Source organism: Streptomyces sp. NPDC037410 (genome assembly GCF_055602235.1).
The window spans coordinates 121059-141582 of record NZ_JBVJWR010000005.1 but is presented as its reverse complement, the minus strand read 5'-3'; the positions used below and the strand labels follow the sequence as shown (position 1 = coordinate 141582).

Here is a 20524-nt window from a genome sequence, read left to right as displayed (position 1 = left end):
CGACCCACGGCACCTCCTCTCCCGCGGCCTCAGGCGGCGGGGGAGGATGTCGTGTTTTCCCGACCGACCGGATTTGGAAAGAAGAACACCCTCATGGCACCTCAGATCCTGCGTGCGCACGACCGGACTCCCGCACCGTGGAAGAACGGCGGCGGCATCACCACCGAGGTCATCGCCCACCCCCAGGGCGCCGGCACCGACGACTTCGCGTGGCGGATCAGCGTCGCCGACGTCGCGAGCAGCGGCCCCTTCTCCGGCTTCGAGGGCGTCGACCGGATCATCACCGTCGTCGACGGGCCGGGCATGGCCCTCACCGTCGACGGCACGGAGCACGTCGTCGACACCCCCTGCGCGCCCTTCGCCTTCTCCGGCGACGCCGCCACCGACTGCCGACTGCTCGACGGCCCCATCGTCGACTTCAACGTCATGGTCCGGCGTACCGAGGTGAAGGCCGACGTGTCCGTCGAGCGCCGTGGTGCGGTACTGCGCCCCGCTCCCGGGACCCGCGTCCTCGCGATCGTCCTCGACGGCACCGCGACGCTCGACGGGGAGTCCGTTCGCCTCGCCCGGCTCGACGCGGTCCTGCTCCGGGACGACGAGGACCCCGTCGACGTCACCGTCGACGGGGTCCTCGTGATCGTCACCCTCACGGACGTCCGCTGAGCTGATCCGGGCGGGAGAAGTCGCGGCCGCCAGGCCGCGGCTCTCGTAGGCCGGGCGGCCTGGCGGCCTGTTCAGGGGGAGGGCGTCACACCCAGGTGGTGACCGTCCGGTGCACCAGACGCGCGGCGGCCCGCGCCGTGCGCTGGTCGACGTCGAACTCCGGGTTGAGCTCGGCGACGTCGACGACCACGAGCTTGCCGCTGCGCGCGACCCGTGCGCAGACCCGCTCGACGACCTCCATCGGCACGCCGTACGCGGCGGGCGCGCTGACCCCGGGGGCGACCGCCGCCAGCAGCACGTCCAGGTCGATCGTCAGGTGCACGAGGTCGCAGCTCGCGAGGAACTCGTCGACGAAGGACTCCACCCGCGCCAGGTCGAGCAGCCCGCACTCGCCGTCCTCCAGGTACCGCACCCCGAGCGACTCCGCGGTGCGGAACAGCGCCTCGGTGTTGGCGGCCTGACTGATGCCGAGCACCCGGTAGTCGAGGTCGCGGCCGTGCCGCCGCTCGCTCTGCGCCATCTGCAGGAACGGCGTGCCCGAGCTGGGCCGCGCGTCCTCGCGGAGGTCGAAGTGCGCGTCGAGGTTCAGCACCCCGAGCCGCCCGCCGGCCCTGAGGGCCCGGGTCCGCTCCAGACCGCTGTACGTGCCGAACGCGACCTCGTGGCCGCCGCCGAGGACCACCACCCGGTGGCCCGCGTCGACGAGGTGCGCGACCGCGCGGCCGAGCCGCCGCTGACCGGCCTCCAGGGCGTCGTCCGCGTCGCCGGTGACCTTCACGTCACCGGCGTCGAGGGCCCGCAGCGGCTTCGGCAGGGCCATCGAGGCGAGGGCCCGCCGCAGGGCGTCGGGGCCCTGCGCGGCGCCCTGCCGCCCCTTGTTGCGGCGCACGCCCTCGTCGCTGGCGAACCCGACGAACGCCACGTCGCCGGGGACCGTCAGCTCGGGATCGACCTCGACGGCCTTGTGCCATCGCAGGTGCTCGGCGCCGGGCCCGTCGTCCCGGCCCGACCAGGGGCGGGCCGGGACGTCCGTGACCGGGGGAGCGGTCTCCTGGAAGGTGCTCACGCCGCGCCGTCCCCGGCCTCCGTCATCGGGATGCGCACGCCGCGCTCCTCGGCGACCGAGGCGGCGTACTCGTATCCGGCGTCGACGTGCCGGATGACACCCATGCCAGGGTCGTTCGTCAGGACCCGCTCCAGCTTGCGGGCCGCGAGCTCGGTGCCGTCGGCGATGCAGACCTGACCGGCGTGGATGGAGCGGCCCATGCCGACGCCGCCGCCGTGGTGGATCGACACCCAGGAGGCGCCGGAGGAGGTGTTCACCAGGGCGTTGAGCAGCGGCCAGTCGGCGATGGCGTCGGAGCCGTCGAGCATCGACTCGGTCTCGCGGTACGGGGAGGCCACCGAACCGGAGTCCAGGTGGTCACGGCCGATCGCGACGGGGGCGGACAGCTCGCCGCTGGCGACCATCTCGTTGAACTTGAGGCCGGCGCGGTGGCGTTCGCCGTAGCCGAGCCAGCAGATGCGCGCGGGCAGGCCCTCGAACGAGACGCGCTCGCCGGCCATGTCCAGCCAGCGGTGCAGGTGCTCGTTCTCCGGGAACAGCTCCTTGATCGCCTTGTCGGTGGCCTCGATGTCCTTCGGGTCGCCGGACAGCGCGGCCCAGCGGAACGGGCCGAGGCCCTCCTCGAACAGCGGGCGGATGTGCGCCGGGACGAAGCCGGGGAAGTCGAAGGCCCGGTCGTAACCGGCCTTGCGGGCCTCGTCGCGGATCGAGTTGCCGTAGTCGAAGACCTCGGCGCCCTTGTCGAGGAAGCCGACCATGGCCTCGACGTGCAGGGCCATCGACTTCCGCGCGCGCTCGGTGAAGCCGGCCGGGTCGGCCTCGCGCTCCTTGTGCCAGTCCTCGACCGAGACGCCGACAGGCAGGTAGGCCAGCGGGTCGTGGGCGGAGGTCTGGTCGGTGACGATGTCGATCGGGGCGCCCCGCTCCAGGAGCTCGGGGAAGATCTCGGCGGCGTTGCCGACGACGCCGATGGACAGGCCGCGGCGCTCGTCGCGGGCCTGGACGGCGAGTTCGAGGGCGTGGTCGAGGCTGTCGGCCTTGACGTCGAGGTAGCGGGTGCCGATGCGGCGGTCGATGCGCGTCTCGTCGACGTCGACGCAGAGCGCGACACCGTCGTTCATCGTCACGGCCAGCGGCTGGGCGCCGCCCATGCCGCCCATGCCGGCGGTGAGGGTGATCGTGCCGGCCAGGGTGCCGCCGAACTTCTTGCGGGCGACGGCGCCGAAGGTCTCGTACGTGCCCTGCAGGATGCCCTGGCTGCCGATGTAGATCCACGAACCGGCCGTCATCTGGCCGTACATGGTCAGGCCCTCGGCCTCCAGCTTGCGGAACTCCTCCCAGTTGGCCCAGTCGCCCACCAGGTTGGAGTTGGCGAGCAGCACGCGCGGCGCCCACTCGTTCGTGCGCATCACGCCGACCGGCTTGCCGGACTGCACGAGGAGGGTCTCGTCGTCCTTGAGGGTCTTGAGGGTGCGGACGATCGCGTCGTACGCCTCGTGGTTGCGGGCGGCCTTCCCGGTGCCGCCGTAGACGACGAGGTCCTCGGGGTGCTCGGCGACCTCGGGGTCGAGGTTGTTCATGAGCATCCGCAGGGCGCCCTCCTGCTGCCATCCGAGGCAGTTCAGTTCGGTGCCGCGCGGGGCCCGGACGACGCCCGGCGCTTCGTGGGAAGGGCTGGTCATGGTTGCTCCTCAGGGGGATCGAGCCGTTGTGCACCGTCATGACACGCGAGTGGCGGAGCAGGGACCAGCGGCGGCGCCCGCATCTCTCGGATCCGAGACACTTCCCCGGGAGGGGGACCTTCGGCCCGTTCGCCGACGGCACCGCTCCCCTAGGATTCGTCCCAGGCAGGAGGCAGGGGGAGCGGATGGCGAGGACGGTGGGCGGCGTGGCCGTGGACCCGGCGGAGCTGGCCCGGTGGTACGCGCAGGGCGCGGGCGGTTCCGCCCCCGCGTACCAGCGCGTCAAGGAGCTCGTCCAGCGGCAGATCCGGAACGGGCACTGGCAGGAGGACGACGCCCTGCCCTCGGAGAGCCAGTTCGTCGACGCCCTGGGCCTGTCCCGCATGACCGTCAACCGCGCCCTGCGCGAGCTCGCCGCCGAGGGCGTCATCCGGCGCGTCATGGGCGTCGGCAGCTTCGTCGCCCAGCGCAAGGCCAGCTCCGCGCTCCTGGAGGTCCACAACATCGCCGACGAGGTGCATCACCGCGGCCACCGCTACGCCGCCCGTGTGCTGTCCCTGGGCGAGGAGCAGGCCGACGACAGGACCGGCGCGCACCTCGGTCTCGGCACCGGTCAGCGGGTGTTCCGCTCGCGCGTGGTGCACTACGAGGACGGGGTGCCGCTCCAGCTGGAGGACCGCTACGTCAACCCGGCCTTCGCCCCGGGCTATCTGGAGCAGGACTTCACGCTGCAGACGCCGTACACGTTCCTGTCGAAGGTCGCGCCGCTGGGCCGGGGCGAGCACATCGTGGAGGCGGTCCTGGCGAGTCCCGGGGAGTGCGAGATCCTCGGCATCGGGCCGTCCGAGCCGTGCCTGCTGATCGTGCGCCGCACCTGGTCCCGGGACGCGCTCGTGAGCATCGCGCGCCTGCTCCACCCGGGCTCCCGCTACCGCCTCGAAGGCGCGTTCGCCACGCACTGATCCGGCCGGTGCGTCCGGCCGGTCAGGCGGCGGTCTGCTCCCCCGTGCCCGTCGGCGCGTGTCCCGAGACGGCCGCGGTCAGCCGGGCCGCGCCCTGCGCAAGGGCCTGGCGCACCTCCTCGGTGTCGTGCCGGGCGTGGTGGCGGCGCCAGGTGGTGCTGATCGCGGCGACGGGCCGCTCGTTGTGGTCGAAGGCGGCCACCCCCATCGAGCAGAAGCCCTGGGACACCAGCTCCACCTCCTGCGACCAGCCGCGCTCCCGTTCCCGGACCAGTTCGACGGTCAGTTCCGGCAGGGAGCGCGGCCCGCGGCCGGTGCGGGTGGTCAGGTCGCCGGGCCGGGAGAACAGCGCCCGCAGCTGCGCCTCCGAGGTGTGGGCGAGGATGGCGCGGCCGTTGGCCGTCAGATGGGCCGGCAGGCGTACGCCGACGTCCGTCACGAGTGCGATGTCGATGTCCCCCGCGCGGGCCGGAGGGCGCTCCTTGAGCAGGTAGACGGTCTCCGCGCCGTGCAGGATGCCCAGGTGCACGGTCTGGCCGAGGCGGCTTGCCGTGGCGCGCAGGATCGGCCGGGCGAGCCGCTCAAGGGGTTCGTGGCGCAGATAGGCCGAGCCCACCTCGAAGGAGGAGACGCCGAGCCCGTACGCCTGTTCCGACGGGACGTACGTGACGAAGCCGCGGTCGGTCAGCACGGTGAGGATGTGGTACGCGGACGAGCGCGGAATGCCCAGGTCACGGGCGAGTGTGGCGGCCTGGACGAGACCGGGCCTGGCGGCCAGGTACATGAGCATGTCCAGGGCGCGCGCGACCGCGGGGGAGGCGCTCGACGCGGGACCGGGTGTCGGTTTGCGTTCAGTCATCGGGCCACCTCTTGACGCACCTGTATAGACAGGAATATACAGGCTGGCATTCGCCGTCGGCAGCTCGGACGACGGGCGTGCCGCGAGGCGCACCGCCCGGCCACGTCCTCCGACGCCCCGCCCCCCCCACGAGGGAGACACTCGTTTGCGTACCGAAAACGCCGGCCTGAGCCGCGGGCTCAACTCACGGCACATCCGCTTCATCGCCCTCGGCTCCGCGATCGGCACCGGGCTCTTCTACGGCTCGTCCGAATCCATCAAGGCGGGCGGCCCCGCGGTCCTCCTCGCCTACCTGATCGGCGGCGCCGCCGTCTTCCTCGTCCTGCGGTCCCTCGGCGAGATGGCCGTGGCCTCCCCCTGTGCCGGCTCCTTCGGCGAGTACGCGAACCGGCACCTCGGCCCGCTCGCCGGCTTCGTCACCGGCTGGACGTACGCCTTCGAGATGGTCATCGTGGCCGTCGCCGACGTCACCGCCATCGGCGTCTACATGGGCTTCTGGTTCCCCGGAGTCCCGCGCTGGATCTGGGTCCTGGCCGCCGTCCTCATCGTCGGCGCGCTCAACCTCGTCAGCGTCAAGGTCTTCGGCGAGCTGGAGTTCTGGCTGTCCCTCGTGAAGATCGTCGCCATCGTCGCGATGATCGTCGTCGGCATCGTGGTGATCGCCTTCGGCCTCGGCAGCGGCCACGCCCACATCGGCCTGTCCAACCTGTGGGACAACGGCGGCTTCTTCGCGGGCGGCGTCGACGGCTTCGTCATCTCCTTCGCCATCGTCATGTTCGCCTTCGGCGGCACCGAGATCATCGGCGTCACGGCCGGTGAGGCGCAGTCCCCGGAGAAGACCATCCCGGGCGCGGTGAACTCCATCCCGCTGCGCATCATCCTCTTCTACGTCCTGACCCTCGCCGTGATCATGTCGATCACCCCGTGGCACCAGATCAGCGACTCGGGCAGCCCCTTCGTCCAGATCTTCGCCGGAGTGGGCCTCAAGTCCGCGGCCGCCGTCCTCAACGTCGTCGTCCTCACCGCCGCGCTGTCCGCCATCAACAGCGACATCTTCGCCGCGGGCCGCACGATGTACGGCCTCGCCGAGCGCGGGCACGGCCCCTCCGCCATGCGTCGCCTCTCCCGCAACGGCGTGCCCTGGGTGACCACCCTCGTCATGATCGGCGCCCTTCTCCTCGCCGTCCTCATGAACGCCCTCATCCCCGGCAAGATCTTCCTGATCATCTCCTCCATCGCCACGTTCGCCACGGTCTTCGTCTGGATGATGATCCTGCTCACCCAGCTGAAGGCCCGCCGCTCGATGTCCGCCGGGGAGGCCGCGTCCCTGAAGTTCCCGGCCCCGTTCTGGCCCTACGGCCAGATCGTCACCCTCCTCTTCATGACCGCGGTGATGGTCCTGCTCGCCCTCCACGAGAGCACGCGCGTGGCGCTCGTCGTCGGCGTGGTCTGGCTCGCCCTCCTCACGGTCGTCTACCTCCTCACCGCCCGCCGACGGCAGCAGCGGCCCGCGACCGGTGCCGCCCCGGACGGCACCCCCGCGACCGCGACGACGGCCGCGGAGGAGCCCGCCGGGATGGCCGGCTGAGCCGACGGAGGGCCGGGGTGTTCAGCGGTCGGGTGCCGCCTCCGGGCGGGCGTACGTCCGGCCCTTCCACGCCGCACCCCGGCCCCGGTAGTGCCGCACCGCCGAGTCCACCGTCATCAGGAGGTAGAGGAACGCGGTGAACGGCAGCAGGGGAGCGAGCCACAGCGGCTGCCGGTAGTAGCGGAGCATCGGCACGTACGTCCCCGCCATCACCGCCCACGCGGCACCCCCGGCCCACGCCGCCGGCGCGTCCCCGCCCCACGCGCCGGCCACCAGGGCCACCGGCGGCACCAGATAGACGAGCGCGAGCCCCGCGACCGTCCCCACGAGCAGCAGCGGACTGTGCCGCAGCTGGGCGTACGCGCTCCGCGCCACCATCCGCCACAGCTCGCCGAGGCCCGGATACGGGCGGACGCTGTCGACCCGTTCGGCGAGCCCGAGCCAGATCCGGCCCCCGGCCCGGCGTACGGCCCGCGCGAGCGACACGTCGTCGATCACGGCCTGCCGGATCGCCTCCGGCACGTCCGCCGCCACCGCCGTCCGCGTCCGCAGCAGCACGCAGCCGCCCGCCGCCGCGGTCGCGAGCGGCCGCGCCCGGTTGATCCAGCGGAACGGATACAGCTGCGCGAAGAAGTAGACGAACGCCGGAACGACGAGGCGCTCCCAGAAGCTCGCCACCCGCAGCCGGGCCATCTGCGACACCAGGTCCAGATCGTTCCCGACGGCGGCCGCCACGAGCAGCCGCAGACTGTCCGGCTCGTGCGCGATGTCCGCGTCCGTGAGGAGCAGGAACTCAGGTCCCCGCGCGCGTGCCAGCGCCATCCCGTGCCGCAGCGCCCACAGCTTCCCCGTCCAGCCCGGCTCCGGCTCCCCCGGCGACACGACCGTCAGCGGCAGCCCGCCGTCCCGGGCGGCCAGCTCGGCGGCCAGCCTCCCCGTGCCGTCCGTACTGCCGTCGTCGACGAGGAAGACCTCCGCGACCCCCGGATAGTCCTGCGCGAGCAGCGAGGGCAGGCTCAGCGGCAGGACCTCCGCCTCGTCCCGCGCGGGCACCACCACGGCCACCCGAGGCCACCGCTCACCCACCGGCCGCTCCGGCGGCAGCCGCTGGTCCGTGCGCCAGAAGAAGCCCTGGCCGAGCAGCAGCCAGAGCCAGGCGGCCAGGGACGCGATCGAGAACCAGGCAAGGGTGCTCATTCGCGGCAGTCTGCCCCAGATCGCCGGGGAGGAACGGCTCATCGGCTAGGGTGACCGGGTGAAGATCGCGCTCATGGACTCCGGAATCGGCCTCCTCCCGGCGGCGGCCGCGGTGCGGCGGCTCCGGCCGGACGCGGATCTCCTGCTCTCCAACGACCCCGACGGCATGCCCTGGGGACCCCGTACCCCCGAGGACCTGACGGGGCGCGCCCTCGACGTCGCCCTCGCCGCCGCCGCGCACCGCCCCCAGGCGCTCATCGTGGCCTGCAACACCGCCACCGTGCACGCCCTGCCCGCCCTGCGCGCCGCCCTCGAACCGGGCATCCCCGTCATCGGCACCGTCCCCGCGATCAAGCCCGCCGCCGCGGCCGGCGGCAAGGTCGCCATCTGGGCCACCCCCGCCACCACCGGCAGCGCCTACCAGCGCGGACTCATCCGCGACTTCGCCGACGGCGCCGAGGTCACCGAGGTGCCCTGCCCGGGACTCGCCGACGCCGTCGAGCACGCCGACCGGGACGCCGTGGACGCCGCCGTCGCCGCTGCCGCCGCGCTCACCCCGACGGACGTCCGCGCCGTCGTCCTCGGCTGCACCCACTACGAACTCGTCGAGGACCGGATCCTCGCCGCCCTGGAGGCCCGCCGCCGGCCCGGGCTGCCGCCGATCGTCTTCCACGGCTCCGCCGACGCCGTCGCCGCCCAGGCCCTGCGCCGGATCGGCGCCGAGCCCGCGCCCGACGCGGACCCCACCGGCACCCTCTCCGTCCTCCTCAGCGGACGGCCGGGACAGCTCCCCGCTCCGGCCCTCGCCTACGCGGAGGGCCGCACCCTCGCGGCCACGGCCGCCGCGCACTGAGCGTCACCGGACCACCGCGCTCCGGCGCGCTGTCCGCGCCGATCCTGGGTACTCTCCCCTCATGAGGGAGCTTTCCCGGAACGAGCCGTCACCCGCCGTCTGGACCGGTCGCGCGACCAACCGCTTCCAGTGGGTCGCGGCCGCCGCCGGGGCGGCCTGCATGGCCCTGGGCATCACCCTCGCCGTCGAGTCCCCCTGGACCTCCGGCATCGCCGCCCTCCTCATGGCGGTGATCGGCTGCGTCGCCGCCGGACTGCTCGTCCTCTTCGGGACCCTCGCCTTCGTCCACGTCGCCGTGAAGGTCGACGACCGCGCCATGGAGGTCCGCTGCGGCCACATCGGCGTGCCGCGCCGCCGTATCCCGCTCGCCCAGGTCGTCGGCGCCGACTTCGCGCCGAGCGTCACCCCGCGCCAGTGGGGCGGCTGGGGCTACCGCTGGCGGCCCGAGAAGGGCACCGCCGTCATCGTCCGGCGGGGCGAGGCCCTGGTCCTGCGCCTCGGCGACGGCCTCACCTTCACGGTGACCGTCGACGACGCCGAGTCCGCGGTCCGCGCCATCCGCGCCCGCCTGCGCCACCCGGCCCCGCCGGCGCCGCCCGCCGCGACCGGGGTGTGAGCGGGCCCGGGACTGACCCGGACCGTCCTCCTGGCGGACAGGAACGCCCCGTAGACTCCACCAGGTGAGCGCCACCATCACCCCCGTCGACGCGCCCGGTCCCGACACCGCACCCACGCCGGGCTCCCGGCTGCGGCGGTTCGTGCGGCCCGGGGCGGCTCTGCTGTCCGGGTTCCTGCTCTTCCTGAGCTTCCCCCCGCGCCCCCTGTGGTGGCTCGCGCTGCCCGCCTTCGCGCTGCTCGGCTGGACCCTGCGGGGCCGCCGGCTCCGCGCCGGGTTCGGCCTCGGCTACCTCGCAGGGCTCGGCTTCCTGCTCCCGCTCCTGGTGTGGACCGGTGAGGAGGTCGGCGCCGGTCCGTGGCTCGCGCTCGCCGCCGTCGAGGCGCTCTTCGTCGCCGCCGCGGGCCTCGGCATCGCGGCCGTCTCCCGGCTCCCCTGGTGGCCGTTCTTCGCCGCCGGGGTGTGGATCCTCGCGGAGGGGGCACGCGCGCGCGTGCCCTTCGGCGGCTTCCCCTGGGGCAAGGTGGCCTTCGGGCAGGCGGACGGGCTCTTCCTGCCGCTCGCCGCCGTCGGCGGCACCCCGGTGCTCGGCTTCGCCGTCGCCCTGTGCGGCTTCGGCCTGTACGAGGCGTACCGGCGGTTCCGCGCGTACCGGGCCACCGGCACCGTCCCGCGCGGCCCGCTCGCCGCCGCCGCGCTCGCGGTCCTCGTCCCGGTCACCGGCGCCCTCGCCGCGCTGCCCCTCGTCGACGACTCCGCCGAGGACGGCACCGCCACCGTCGCGGCCGTGCAGGGCAACGTGCCCCGCATGGGCTTCGACTTCAACGCCCAGCGCCGGGCCGTCCTCGACAACCACGTGGCCCGCACCCGCGAGCTCGCCCAGGCCGTCAAGGAGGGCCGCGAGCCGCAGCCCGACTTCGTGCTCTGGCCGGAGAACTCCTCCGACATCGACCCGTACGCCAACCCCGACGCGGCCGACGTCATCGACGGCGCCGTCAAGGCGATCGGCGTGCCCACCGTGGTCGGCGCCGTCATCGCCCCCGAGACCGGCAAGCTCCGCAACACCCTCATCCAGTGGGACCCCGAGCGCGGCCCCGTCGCCACGTACGACAAGCGGCACGTCCAGCCCTTCGGCGAGTACATCCCGATGCGGTCCTTCGTACGGATCTTCAACAGCAACGTCGACCGCGTGAGCCGGGACTTCGGCCCCGGCACGAAGGTCGGCGTCTTCGACCTCGCCGGTACGAAGGTGGGCCTCGCGACCTGCTACGAGGCGGCCTTCGACTGGGCCGTGCGCGACACCGTCACCCACGGCGCCCAGCTGATCTCCGTCCCCAGCAACAACGCCACCTTCGGCCGCACCGAGATGACCTACCAGCAGCTGGCGATGAGCCGGGTGCGCGCGGTCGAGCACAGCCGCTCGGTCGTCGTGCCCGTCACCAGCGGCGTCAGCGCGATCATCCGCCCCGACGGCGAGATCGTCGCGCAGACGAAGATGTTCACCCCGGACGTCCTCGTCGAGAAGGTGCCGCTGCGGTCCTCGCAGACCCCCGCGACCCGCCTGGGCACCCTGCCCGAGGCCCTGCTCGCCGCCCTCGCCGTGGCGGGTCTCGGCTGGGCCGGTGCCCGCGCGGTGCGCGCCCGCCGGACCCCGGCGGCCTGACGCGCCGCCCGGCCCCGGCCCGTAGATGATCTAGGGTCGGGGCATGGGCACTCCTGACTTCATCCGTGAACTGCGCGAGACGGCCGGTCACCAGCTGCTGTTCCTGCCGGGCGTCAGCGCCGTCGTCTTCGACGACCGGGGCCGGGTCCTGCTCGGCAAGCGCGCCGACAACGGCCGCTGGGCGCTCGTGGGCGGCATCGTCGATCCGGGCGAGCAGCCCGCCGACGCCGTGGCCCGCGAGGTGTTCGAGGAGACCGCGGTGCACTGCGTGCCCGAGCGGATCATCCTCGTGGAGACACTCCGCAAGCCCGTCGTCTACGCCAACGGCGACATCTGCCAGTACATGGACGTCGCCTTCCGCTGCCGGGCGGTCGGCGGCGAGGCGCGGGTCAACGACGAGGAGTCGACCGAGGTCGGCTGGTTCGACGTGGACGCGCTCCCGGAGATGAAGCGCTTCTCCTACCTGCGGATCGAGAAGGCGCTCGCCGACGAACCCACATGGTTCCGCACCACAGCAACCAGCTGAACTATGGGCCCGGCGCACATCGGTGGGGGAGGGGCCCGTTCATAGGGTGCGGAACATGAGCGCCCCCATCACGGAACCAGGCACCGCCCACGGCACCGAGCCCGGTGCCGACCCCGCCTCGCCCCTGCCCCGCGCCGCGGGCCTCGCCCTCGACCTCACCGGCCGCACCGCGCTCGTCACCGGCGCGGCCGGCGGCATCGGGCGCGCCTGCGCGCTGCGGCTCGCCGCCGCCGGGGCCCGGGTCAGAGCCGTCGACCGGGCCGCCGAGGGCCTGGAGACCCTCGCGGAGGAGGCCCGCGGCCTGCCCGGCGGCCTCGACGCCCGGCTCCTCGACCTCACCGACCTGGACACCGCGGAGGCGGCCGCCGCCGGCACCGACATCCTCGTCAACAACGCCGGGATCCAGCTGGTCCGCCCCATCGAGGAGTTCCCGCCGGACGTCTTCCACACCGTCCTCACCGTGATGCTGGAGGCGCCCTTCCGGCTCATCCGCGGCGCCCTGCCCCACATGTACGGCCAGGGCTGGGGGCGGATCGTGAACCTGTCCTCCGTCCACGGGCTGCGCGCCTCCGCCTTCAAGTCCGCCTATGTGGCCGCCAAACACGGTCTGGAGGGCCTCTCCAAGACCGCCGCCCTCGAAGGCGCCCCGCACGGCGTCACCTCCAACTGCGTCAACCCCGGCTACGTGCGCACCCCGCTCGTCGAGAAGCAGATCGCCGACCAGGCCGCCGCCCACGGCATCCCCGAGGAGCGCGTCCTCGCCGAGATCCTCCTCAAGGACTCGGCGCTCAAGCGGCTCATCGAACCCGAGGAGGTCGCCGAGGCCGTCCTCTACCTCTGCAGCCCCCAGGCCTCGTTCATGACCGGCACCTCCCTCACCCTCGACGGCGGCTGGACCGCCCACTGAGACGGTCCCCTGTGAACCCCGTCCACAGGGGTGGTGCGACCACACGTCCGGCAGGTATCCCTGTGTCCATGTCCCACGAACACGTCTCCTACCTGGAACTCCTCGCCCGGGGGGCGGGGACGGAGGCCTACGACCGGCCCGTACTGCTCGCCCGGGCGAGCGGCGCGGGCCCCGAGGCGCTCGCGGAGCTCGAAGAGGCCAAGCAGCTCGCGCTGCGGGTCCGGGCCGAGCTGGAGGGGCGGCGGCGCCGCGAGGCGGAGCTCTCCGCGCTCTTCGCCACCGCCCACGACCTCGCGGGACTCCGCGACCTCGACGCGGTGCTGCGCGCCATCGTGCAGCGCGCCCGCTCGCTCCTCGGCACCGAGGTCGCCTACCTCAGCCTCAACGACCCGACCGCCGGCGACACCTACATGCGGGTCACCGAGGGCTCGGTCTCCGCCCGCTTCCAGCAGGTGCGCCTCGGCATGGGCGAGGGGCTCGGCGGCCTGGTCGCCCAGACCGCCCGCCCGTACGTCACCGACGACTACTTCGAGGACCCGCGCTTCCAGCACACGCGGACCATCGACGCGGCCGTACGGGACGAGGGCCTCGTCGCCATCCTGGGCGTGCCGCTCAGCCTCGGCAGCCAGGTCATCGGCGTGCTGTTCGCCGCCGACCGCAGGGCCAGGGTCTTCGAGCGGGAACAGGTGGCGCTGCTCGCCTCCTTCGCCGCGCACGCCGCCGTCGCCATCGACACCGCCAACCTGCTCGCCGAGACCCGCTCGGCCCTCGCCGAGCTGGAACGGGCCAACGACATCATCCGCGAGCACAGCGCGGTCATCGAGCGGGCCTCCGAGGTCCACGACCGGCTCTCCGAACTCGTCCTGCACGGCGGCGGCGTCCACGACGTCGCCGACGCCGTCTCCGAGGTCCTCGGCGGCACCGTCGAGTTCACCGAGACCGGCGCGGGCGCGGCCCGCCGCACCGGCGGCCACGCGGTCCGCGAGGGCGACGACTGGGTGGCCGCCGTGTCCGCCGGGGGCGAGACCCTGGGCGCGCTCGTGCTCCACGGCCAGCCCGACCTCGACCCCGTCGACCAGCGCACCCTGGAGCGCGCCGCCCTCGTCACCTCCCTGCTGCTGCTCGCCCGCCGCTCGGCCGGCGAGGCCGAACAGCGGGTGCGCGGCGAGCTCCTCGACGACCTCCTCGACGCCCCCGACCGGGACCGCCGGCTGCTGCGCGAGCGCGCCGCCCGCCTCCGCACCGACAGCGAGGCCCCGCACGTCGTGCTCGCCGCCCGCATCGACCGGGCCGCCGACGCAGCCGCCGACCCCGACGCCGGAGGCCGCGAGAGCGCCGACCGCCAGCGCCTGTGGTCGGCCGCCTCGCACCTGGCCGCCACCCGGCACGGGCTTGCCTCCGCCCGAGACGGCGGGACGGTCCTGCTGCTGCCGCTCGGTCCGGGGGAGAACGCCGCCGACCTCGCCCGCCAGACCGCCCGGAGCCTCGGCGGCACCCTGCGCGAGCCCGTCACCGTCGGCGCCTCCGCGCCCGTACGGACCCTCCTCGACCGCCCGGACCAGGTCGCCGTCGCGTACCAGGAGGCCCGCCGCTGCCTGGACGCGCTAGTCCTGCTGCACCGCTCGGGCCAGGGCGCGGCCGCCGAGGACCTCGGCTTCCTCGGCCTCCTCCTCGCCGACGGCCGGGACATCGACGGCTTCGTGGGCCGGACGATCGGGCAGGTCGTCGCGTACGACCGGCGGCGCGGCACCGAGCTGGTCCACACTCTGGACGCCTACTTCGCCAGCGGCATGAGCCCGGCCCGTACCAAGGACGAACTCCACGTCCACGTCAACACGGTGGCCCAGCGCCTGGAGCGTGTCGGCCGGCTCCTGGGCCCCGACTGGCAGTCCCCCGCCCGCGCACTGGAGATCCAGCTGGCCCTGCGCCTGCACGCCCTGTCGGAGGCGGTCACGGGGACATGACGAACCGGGCCCCGCCTGTGTGCGGGGCCCGGCTCGTCTCGCGGATCAGGCGTCGGCGCCGACCCTCGCGCTCTCGGCGCTCCGCTCCCGGATCTCGCCGAGGTCGCGGTCGCGGGTCTCGCGGGCGCAGGCGATCGCGACGACGGTGAGCAGCGCGGCGGCGATCACGTACAGGGCGATCGGCGTCGAGCTGTCGTAGTCGGCGAGGAGCGCGGTCGCGATGAGCGGCGCGGGGGCCCCGGCGGCGACGGAGGAGAACTGGGCGCCGATGGAGGCGCCGGAGTAGCGCATCCGGGTCGCGAACATCTCGGAGAAGAAGGCCGCCTGCGGTGCGTACATCGCTCCGTGCAGGACCAGACCGACCGTGACGGCGAGCAGCAGCGAGCCGAAGCCGCCGTGGTCGATCAGGAGGAAGAACGGGAACATCCAGGCGCCGACGCCGACCGCGCCGATCAGATAGACCGGGCGGCGGCCGATCCGGTCGGAGAGCGCGCCCCAGGCGGGGATGACGGCGAAGTGGACGGCGGAGCCGATGAGGACGGCGTTCAGGGCGGTCTGCTTGCTCAGGCCGACCTGGGTGGTCGCGTACACCAGGATGAACGCGGTGATGACGTAGTACGAGATGTTCTCCGCCATACGGGCGCCCATCGCGATGAGCACGTCACGCCAGTGGTGCCTGAGTACGGCGACCAGCGGCATCTTCTCGACCTGCCCCGCGGCCGCCTTGCGCTCCTCGGCGGCCGCGAGCGCCGCCTTGAAGACGGGCGACTCGTCGACCGAGAGCCGGATCCACAGGCCGACGGCCACCAGGACGCCGGAGAGCAGGAAGGGCACGCGCCAGCCCCAGGAGGCGAAGGCGGCGTCGGAGAGCAGCGCGGTCAGCGCGGACAGCACACCGGTCGCCAGGAGTTGTCCGGCCGGCGCCCCGGTCTGCGGCCACGAGGCCCAGAAGCCGCGCCGCTTCGCGTCGCCGTGCTCGGAGACGAGCAGGACGGCGCCGCCCCATTCGCCGCCGAGCGCGAAGCCCTGCACGAGCCGCAGCGTCGTAAGCAGCACCGGGGCGGCGGAGCCCACGGTCGCGTGCGTCGGGAGCAGCCCGATGGCGAAGGTCGCCCCACCCATCATGAGCAGGCTCAGGACCAGCAGCTTCTTCCGCCCGATCCGGTCCCCGTAGTGCCCGAAGACGAGCGCGCCGAGCGGCCGCGCGGCGAACCCGACCGCGTACGTCAGGAACGAGAGCAGCGTCCCGACCAGCGGATCGGAATCGGGGAAGAACAGCTTGTTGAACACGAGCGCGGCGGCCGACCCGTACAGGAAGAAGTCGTACCACTCGATCGTCGTGCCGATGAGGCTGGCGGCGACGATGCGCTTGAGGGAACCGGGGGGTGTGGGAGCGGTTGTTGCGGCGGCCATGTGCACCACTTCCAGGCATGTGCGGGGACGTTTCGGTGTCGCCACACCGTAGGAAGCGGCAGGTCAGGGGCGTATGTGGTGGGACACCATAGTTCGGCACGCCCGCATGCGCCCGGCCGCCATGGCACGCCCCTTACGGGAGGGCGCCGGCGGTGAAGACTGCACGAAGGGTGGCGCAGGCGTCCGTGACGGCTTCGGTGGTCTTGCCGAAGGCGCCGACCGCGGTGAAGAACCCGTGGAACACCCCTGAATAGCGGCGGTGCCGCACCGGGACGCCTTCTGCCTCCAGCCGTCGCGCGTACGCCTCCGCGTCGTCGCGCATGCAGTCCACTTCCGCGGTGATGACGTGGGCGGGGGCGAGACCGGCCAGGGTCGGAGCCTGGAGGGGGCTCAGGAGCGGGCTGGGCGCCACGCCGCCTTCGCCGAGGTACTGGCGCAGAAACCACTGCGCGTCGGCGGTCCCCAACATGGGGGCGTCTGCGAACTCGGTCCAGGACGGGTGCTCGAAGGAGTCGTCCACCGCCGGGTAGACGAGGACCTGGAGCGCCGGCTGAGGAAGTCCGCGGCTGAGCAGGTCCAGGCAGAGCGCTGCTGCCAGACCTCCGCCGGCCGAGTCGCCGCCGACCGCGATGCGGTGGCCGTCGATGCCGAGGGCCGCCGCGTTCTCGACGAGCCAGGCGTGGGCCGCCCTGGTGTCGTCGACGGCGGCGGGGAACGGGTGCTCGGGGGCCAGCCGGTAGTCGACCGAGACCACGACGCACTCCGCGTCGCGGCTGAAGAGACGGCACACTTCGTCGACGCCGTCCAGGCTGCCGACGGTGAAGCCCCCGCCGTGGAGATACAGCAGGCAGGGCAGTCCGGCGGACCCCGTGCCAGGCGCGTGCGGCCGGTAGACGCGAACCGGCACGGAGTGGAGCTCCCCGGCCGGCCCGGTCCAGGTCGCGTCCTCTTCCGTCACGGACGCGACCTGGGCGCGTCGGGGCGGAGGCAGCGGGGTCGTGAACTTCCGTACGCCCTCAAGCCCGAGGGTGTGCAGGGGCTGGGGGAGCAGCTCGGCCAGGAAGTCGGCCACCAGGAGCGAATCGGGATCGAGGAGCCCGCGCCACCCGGGCGAAGGTTCCGTCCCCGCGACCGCGGGTCCTGACCCTTCCGGTATGCGGTCCGGGCCAGGAGACGGTATCGATCGCTCGGCGGGGGGAGTGGAGGGAGTGGTCACGGGAGCGCTCCGCATGCAGGGACCTTGGCATGGTCTGGCCGACTAGAGATGATCAACAGACTAGAGGCGTCACCCCGCGCGGCCGCCATGGCCCCGTCGCGTCCCGTCAGCGCGTGCCGGTCTCCTTCCCCGCCGTCTTCCAGTGCACGCGGTGCTGCTTGGTGCCGGCCCGCGGGGACACCGGCTCCGGCTCCGACTCGACGGCCACGCTCATCGGTCCCGCGCCGACCGTCGTCGAGCCCATGACCCGGTCGGTCTCGGTGTCGACGTACACCGTGGACTGCGAGCCGAGACCCGTGGCGACGTACAGCTGCTGCCCCTCGTAGCCGAGGGCGAGGCCCTCCGAGCCGCCGGGAACGCGGAAGGTACGCGCCACCTCGCCGACCTCGGTGTCGATGACCGACACCCTGTCGTTGCCGAAGCCGGAGGTCACGTACACCGACGTGCCGTCGGGCGCCACGGCCAGCGACTCCGCGCCCTCCTCGATCGGCACGGCGTCGAGGACGGTGGCCGCGCGGGTGTCGAGGACGGACACGAAGTCGGTGCCGTTGCCCGTGCTCACGTACGCCAGGGTGCCGTCCGGACTGACGGCCACGTCATAGGCGGCGGTACGGGTGCCGTACGGGGCCGTGTTGCTGCCCAGCGGCACGGTCGCCGCGACCCGGCCGGGGAAGGCGTCGATCACCGACACGCTGCCCGACAGCAGGTTGGCGACGTAGACGCGGCGCCCGTCCGGGGAGACCGCCACGCCCTTCGGGAAGGTGCCGACCCGCAGCGTGCGCACGACCCGGTCGCGGTGCGTGTCGATGACCGAGACGGTGCCGGAGTCCGCGTTGGTGACGTAGGCGCGCCGGCCGTCGCGGCTGACCGCGACCCCCTCGGGCCGGTTGCCGACCTGGATCGTTCGGACCACCCTGGCCCGCACGGTGTCGATGACGCTGACGGTGTGCGAGCCGCTGCCGCCGGTCACATAGGCGCGGTGCCGCTGCCGGGAGACGGCCACGTCGGCCGCGCCGGACGGCACGCTCACCGTGTGGGTGACGGTCCGGTCGTCGGTGTCGAGGAACGACACCGTCCTTGCGGTCGTGTTGGCCACGTAGGCGCGGTCGGCCGCCGACCCGTCGTCATGCGGCGGCGTCGCCGCCGCGGGGGTCACGGGCGCGGCGGCCGTCGAAGCGGCGACGGCCGCGACGGCCAGCGCCGCGCGCAGCCATCCGGCGGACCGGCGTCGGGTGGCTGAGGAAGAGTCGCGTGCCGGCACGGGGGGCCTCCAAGGGAGCGGCGATCGGGCGACCCCCGGGACGGGTGCGGGAGCGCATGGGTCTGTCCCCTTCTTCCCGTACCGCGCGGGAGGCGAGACCGAAGGACACGCCGTGTCGCCCGGCCGGCCGACACCACCGGCCTCCGACCGGGTGAATGCGGCGGCCGGGAGGGCGCGGTCCGGCCGCGCCGGACCCTCCCGGCCCCCGGCCGCGCCTACGTTCCCGAGGGTGCCTCCGTCCACCCGTCTCCTGGCCGACGCACTCGACCGGCCGCAGCGGAGGCTGAAAGGACCCGTGCCATGCCTGTGCTCGCATCCGGCGGAAGACGCCGCGGCCTCCATCTCGCCGGCGCCGCCGTGGCGCTCGGCGCACTGTCGGCGGCCCTCGGCGTGCCCACAGCCGCCCATGCCGACCTGCCCGGCGCCTCGCCGGTCCTCACCCGGGCCCCCTACCTGACGGACCTGACGCCCACCTCCGTCCGCGTGACGTGGGCGACCACCACCCGCAGCCGGCAGACCGTGAAGTGGGGCCCGCTCGGCGACTGCACGGCGAACTCGGTCACGTCCGCCGTCCTCGGCACCACCATCACCGTCAACGGCCAGACCCGGTACACCAACTCGGTGACCGTGCCGAACCTCAGCCCCGACACCCCGTACTGCTACCGGGTCTACACCGGCGACGTCACGCCCATCGACCTGCTCGGCACCAACCCCTCGCCCGAGTTCAGCACGATGGTGCCGGACGGCTCGACCACGCCCTTCACGTTCGCCGTGCTCGGCGACTGGGGCGACACCACCAGCAACGGCGTCAACAGCGGCGCGGTCAACCAGGACCAGGCCAACGTGCTGGCGCGCCTCGCCGCCAGCGGCGCCCGCTTCACGCTCTCCACCGGCGACGTGGCGTACCCCAGCGGCAGCCAGACCAACTACGGCGACCTCCAGCAGTCCGGCGTCAACATCAGCGGGGTCTTCGCGCCCGAGTACTACGCCGCTCCCGGCCAGAAGATTCCGATGTTCGCCACCAACGGCAACCACGGCCGCAACACGACCCTCCTGCCGACCTGGCCGGAGAGCGCCGTCACCGCGGCCTCCAACGGCGTCTACTCCCAGGTCAGCTACCCGTCGTTCTTCGGCAGCACCCCGGCGAGCTACCCGACGACGTACTACGCCTTCACCAGCGGCGGGGTCCGGTTCTACGTGCTCGACGCGTCCTGGAGCGACAGCAACACCGGCACCGCCGACGGCAACAACTGCGAGGGCACCGACCACTGCGCCATCTACCAGGTGGACGCCGCCGCCCACTGGGCGACGACCGCGGCCGAGTACCAGTGGCTCCAGCAGGACCTGGCCGCGCACCCGGGCGGCGTCAAGGTGGCCGCGTTCCACTTCCCGCTGCGCTCCGACGACCCGACCGAGCCGGACGACGAGTACCTGAAGAACAACCCGGGCAGCACCGACACCCTGGAGCAGCTGCTCCACGACAACGGCGTGAACCTGGTCTTCAACGGCCACTCGCACATCTACCAGCGCAACGTCGCCCCGCCCGGCGGCGTGCCGAGCTACGTGACCGGTGGCGGCGGCGCCAAGCTCAGCTCGGTCGGCGGCCACGGCTGCGACCCGACGGACGCGTACGCCCGCGGCTGGTCGTACAGCTCCAACGTCGGCAAGCGCTGCCCCACCTCGATGCCGATCCCCGCGGCCGACGCCAATGTGCACCACTTCCTGCTGGTCTCGGTCAACGGCTCGACGCTGACGGTCACGCCGACGGACTCCCTCGGCAACCAGTTCGACGCGCAGACCTACGACTTCACCGCCGACGGCACCGCGCCGACGGCGCCGACCCCGCTGACGGTGACCCGCCCCGCCTCCACCACCATGAAGCTGACGTGGGGCGCGTCCACCGACGACCGCCAGCTCGCCACGTACGACGTCTACCGCGACGGGACGTACATGGCGACCGTCCCGCGCGAGGTGCGCACCTTCAGCGACAAGACGGCCGTGTGCCCGGCTTCGTACAGCTACGAGGTCAGGGCGCGCGACCTGGCCGGGAACACCGCCGGGACGACCACTCCGGTGACCTGCTGACCG

17 protein-coding genes are annotated in these 20524 nt (G+C 73.3%); 10 read left to right on the top strand and 7 right to left on the bottom strand.

Features of this window, described 5'->3' with window-relative positions; all coding sequences use genetic code 11:
- The first annotated feature begins 93 nt into the window (after positions 1 to 93).
- A complete protein-coding gene (locus ACZ7HT_RS10115) occupies positions 94 to 663 on the top strand; it encodes a HutD/Ves family protein (RefSeq protein WP_471162442.1) in 570 nt (189 codons plus the stop codon).
- An 85-nt stretch (positions 664 to 748) separates the two neighbouring features.
- Here the strand turns inward: ACZ7HT_RS10115 and hutG are convergent, their stop codons facing one another.
- Both hutG and hutU read right to left on the bottom strand, forming a co-directional pair.
- Positions 749 to 1729, bottom strand: coding sequence for a formimidoylglutamase (hutG, locus tag ACZ7HT_RS10110; RefSeq protein ID WP_471162439.1), 981 nt, complete (start codon positions 1727 to 1729; stop codon positions 749 to 751).
- Positions 1726 to 3411, bottom strand: coding sequence for a urocanate hydratase (hutU, locus tag ACZ7HT_RS10105; protein ID WP_471162436.1), 1686 nt, complete (start codon positions 3409 to 3411; stop codon positions 1726 to 1728). The genes hutG and hutU overlap by 4 nt, the downstream gene beginning before the upstream one ends.
- A gap of 185 nt (positions 3412 to 3596) precedes the next feature.
- Here hutU and hutC point away from each other — a divergent pair, with 185 nt between their 5' ends.
- Positions 3597 to 4373 carry a histidine utilization repressor gene (gene hutC / locus ACZ7HT_RS10100; RefSeq protein ID WP_471162434.1) on the top strand — a complete coding sequence of 259 codons (777 nt, stop codon included), beginning with the start codon at positions 3597 to 3599 and terminating at the stop codon, positions 4371 to 4373.
- 22 nt (positions 4374 to 4395) lie between these two features.
- On the opposite strand, the gene ACZ7HT_RS10095 is transcribed toward hutC, so the two are convergent.
- The gene (locus ACZ7HT_RS10095; RefSeq protein WP_471162431.1) at positions 4396 to 5232 is read right to left on the bottom strand and encodes an IclR family transcriptional regulator; all 837 of its coding nucleotides are present in this window, start codon (positions 5230 to 5232) and stop codon (positions 4396 to 4398) included.
- A gap of 145 nt (positions 5233 to 5377) precedes the next feature.
- Here ACZ7HT_RS10095 and ACZ7HT_RS10090 point away from each other — a divergent pair, with 145 nt between their 5' ends.
- The gene (locus ACZ7HT_RS10090; RefSeq protein ID WP_471162428.1) at positions 5378 to 6820 is read left to right on the top strand and encodes an amino acid permease; all 1443 of its coding nucleotides are present in this window, start codon (positions 5378 to 5380) and stop codon (positions 6818 to 6820) included.
- Positions 6821 to 6841: 21 nt separating this feature from the next.
- Here ACZ7HT_RS10090 and ACZ7HT_RS10085 read toward each other — a convergent pair whose 3' ends face one another.
- Positions 6842 to 8017: a glycosyltransferase gene (locus tag ACZ7HT_RS10085; protein ID WP_471162425.1), complete on the bottom strand. Its 1176-nt coding sequence runs from the start codon at positions 8015 to 8017 to the stop codon at positions 6842 to 6844.
- Positions 8018 to 8075: 58 nt separating this feature from the next.
- On the opposite strand from ACZ7HT_RS10085, the gene ACZ7HT_RS10080 reads away from it, so the two are divergent.
- The 6 genes from ACZ7HT_RS10080 to ACZ7HT_RS10055 all read left to right on the top strand — a co-directional run bounded on the left by ACZ7HT_RS10080 (position 8076) and on the right by ACZ7HT_RS10055 (position 14546).
- Complete coding sequence (locus tag ACZ7HT_RS10080) at positions 8076 to 8870, top strand: glutamate racemase (RefSeq protein WP_471162423.1); 795 nt, start codon at positions 8076 to 8078, stop codon at positions 8868 to 8870.
- A 61-nt stretch (positions 8871 to 8931) separates the two neighbouring features.
- Complete coding sequence (locus tag ACZ7HT_RS10075; RefSeq protein ID WP_471162420.1) at positions 8932 to 9486, top strand: hypothetical protein; 555 nt, start codon at positions 8932 to 8934, stop codon at positions 9484 to 9486.
- A gap of 64 nt (positions 9487 to 9550) precedes the next feature.
- Complete coding sequence (gene lnt, locus ACZ7HT_RS10070; RefSeq protein ID WP_471162418.1) at positions 9551 to 11149, top strand: apolipoprotein N-acyltransferase; 1599 nt, start codon at positions 9551 to 9553, stop codon at positions 11147 to 11149.
- A gap of 43 nt (positions 11150 to 11192) precedes the next feature.
- Entirely contained in the window at positions 11193 to 11675 is a 483-nt protein-coding gene (locus ACZ7HT_RS10065; protein ID WP_471162415.1) for an NUDIX hydrolase, read from the top strand.
- A 55-nt stretch (positions 11676 to 11730) separates the two neighbouring features.
- Entirely contained in the window at positions 11731 to 12582 is an 852-nt protein-coding gene (locus ACZ7HT_RS10060; RefSeq protein ID WP_471162413.1) for a 3-hydroxybutyrate dehydrogenase, read from the top strand.
- Between the two features lie 68 nt (positions 12583 to 12650).
- Positions 12651 to 14546 (top strand): helix-turn-helix domain-containing protein, encoded by a 1896-nt coding sequence (locus tag ACZ7HT_RS10055; RefSeq protein WP_471162410.1) that lies wholly within the window; start codon positions 12651 to 12653, stop codon positions 14544 to 14546.
- A gap of 45 nt (positions 14547 to 14591) precedes the next feature.
- Here the strand turns inward: ACZ7HT_RS10055 and ACZ7HT_RS10050 are convergent, their stop codons facing one another.
- From ACZ7HT_RS10050 to ACZ7HT_RS10040, 3 genes are all read right to left on the bottom strand, one after another.
- On the bottom strand, positions 14592 to 15959 hold the full coding sequence (locus tag ACZ7HT_RS10050; RefSeq protein WP_471162407.1) for an MFS transporter: 1368 nt from the start codon (positions 15957 to 15959) through the stop codon (positions 14592 to 14594).
- 133 nt (positions 15960 to 16092) lie between these two features.
- Positions 16093 to 17031 carry an alpha/beta hydrolase gene (locus ACZ7HT_RS10045; protein WP_471162404.1) on the bottom strand — a complete coding sequence of 313 codons (939 nt, stop codon included), beginning with the start codon at positions 17029 to 17031 and terminating at the stop codon, positions 16093 to 16095.
- Positions 17032 to 17281: 250 nt separating this feature from the next.
- On the bottom strand, positions 17282 to 18436 hold the full coding sequence (locus tag ACZ7HT_RS10040) for a cytochrome D1 domain-containing protein (RefSeq protein ID WP_471162401.1): 1155 nt from the start codon (positions 18434 to 18436) through the stop codon (positions 17282 to 17284).
- A gap of 300 nt (positions 18437 to 18736) precedes the next feature.
- On the opposite strand from ACZ7HT_RS10040, the gene ACZ7HT_RS10035 reads away from it, so the two are divergent.
- Positions 18737 to 20521 carry a purple acid phosphatase family protein gene (locus ACZ7HT_RS10035; RefSeq protein WP_471162398.1) on the top strand — a complete coding sequence of 595 codons (1785 nt, stop codon included), beginning with the start codon at positions 18737 to 18739 and terminating at the stop codon, positions 20519 to 20521.
- The last annotated feature ends 3 nt before the right edge of the window (positions 20522 to 20524 follow it).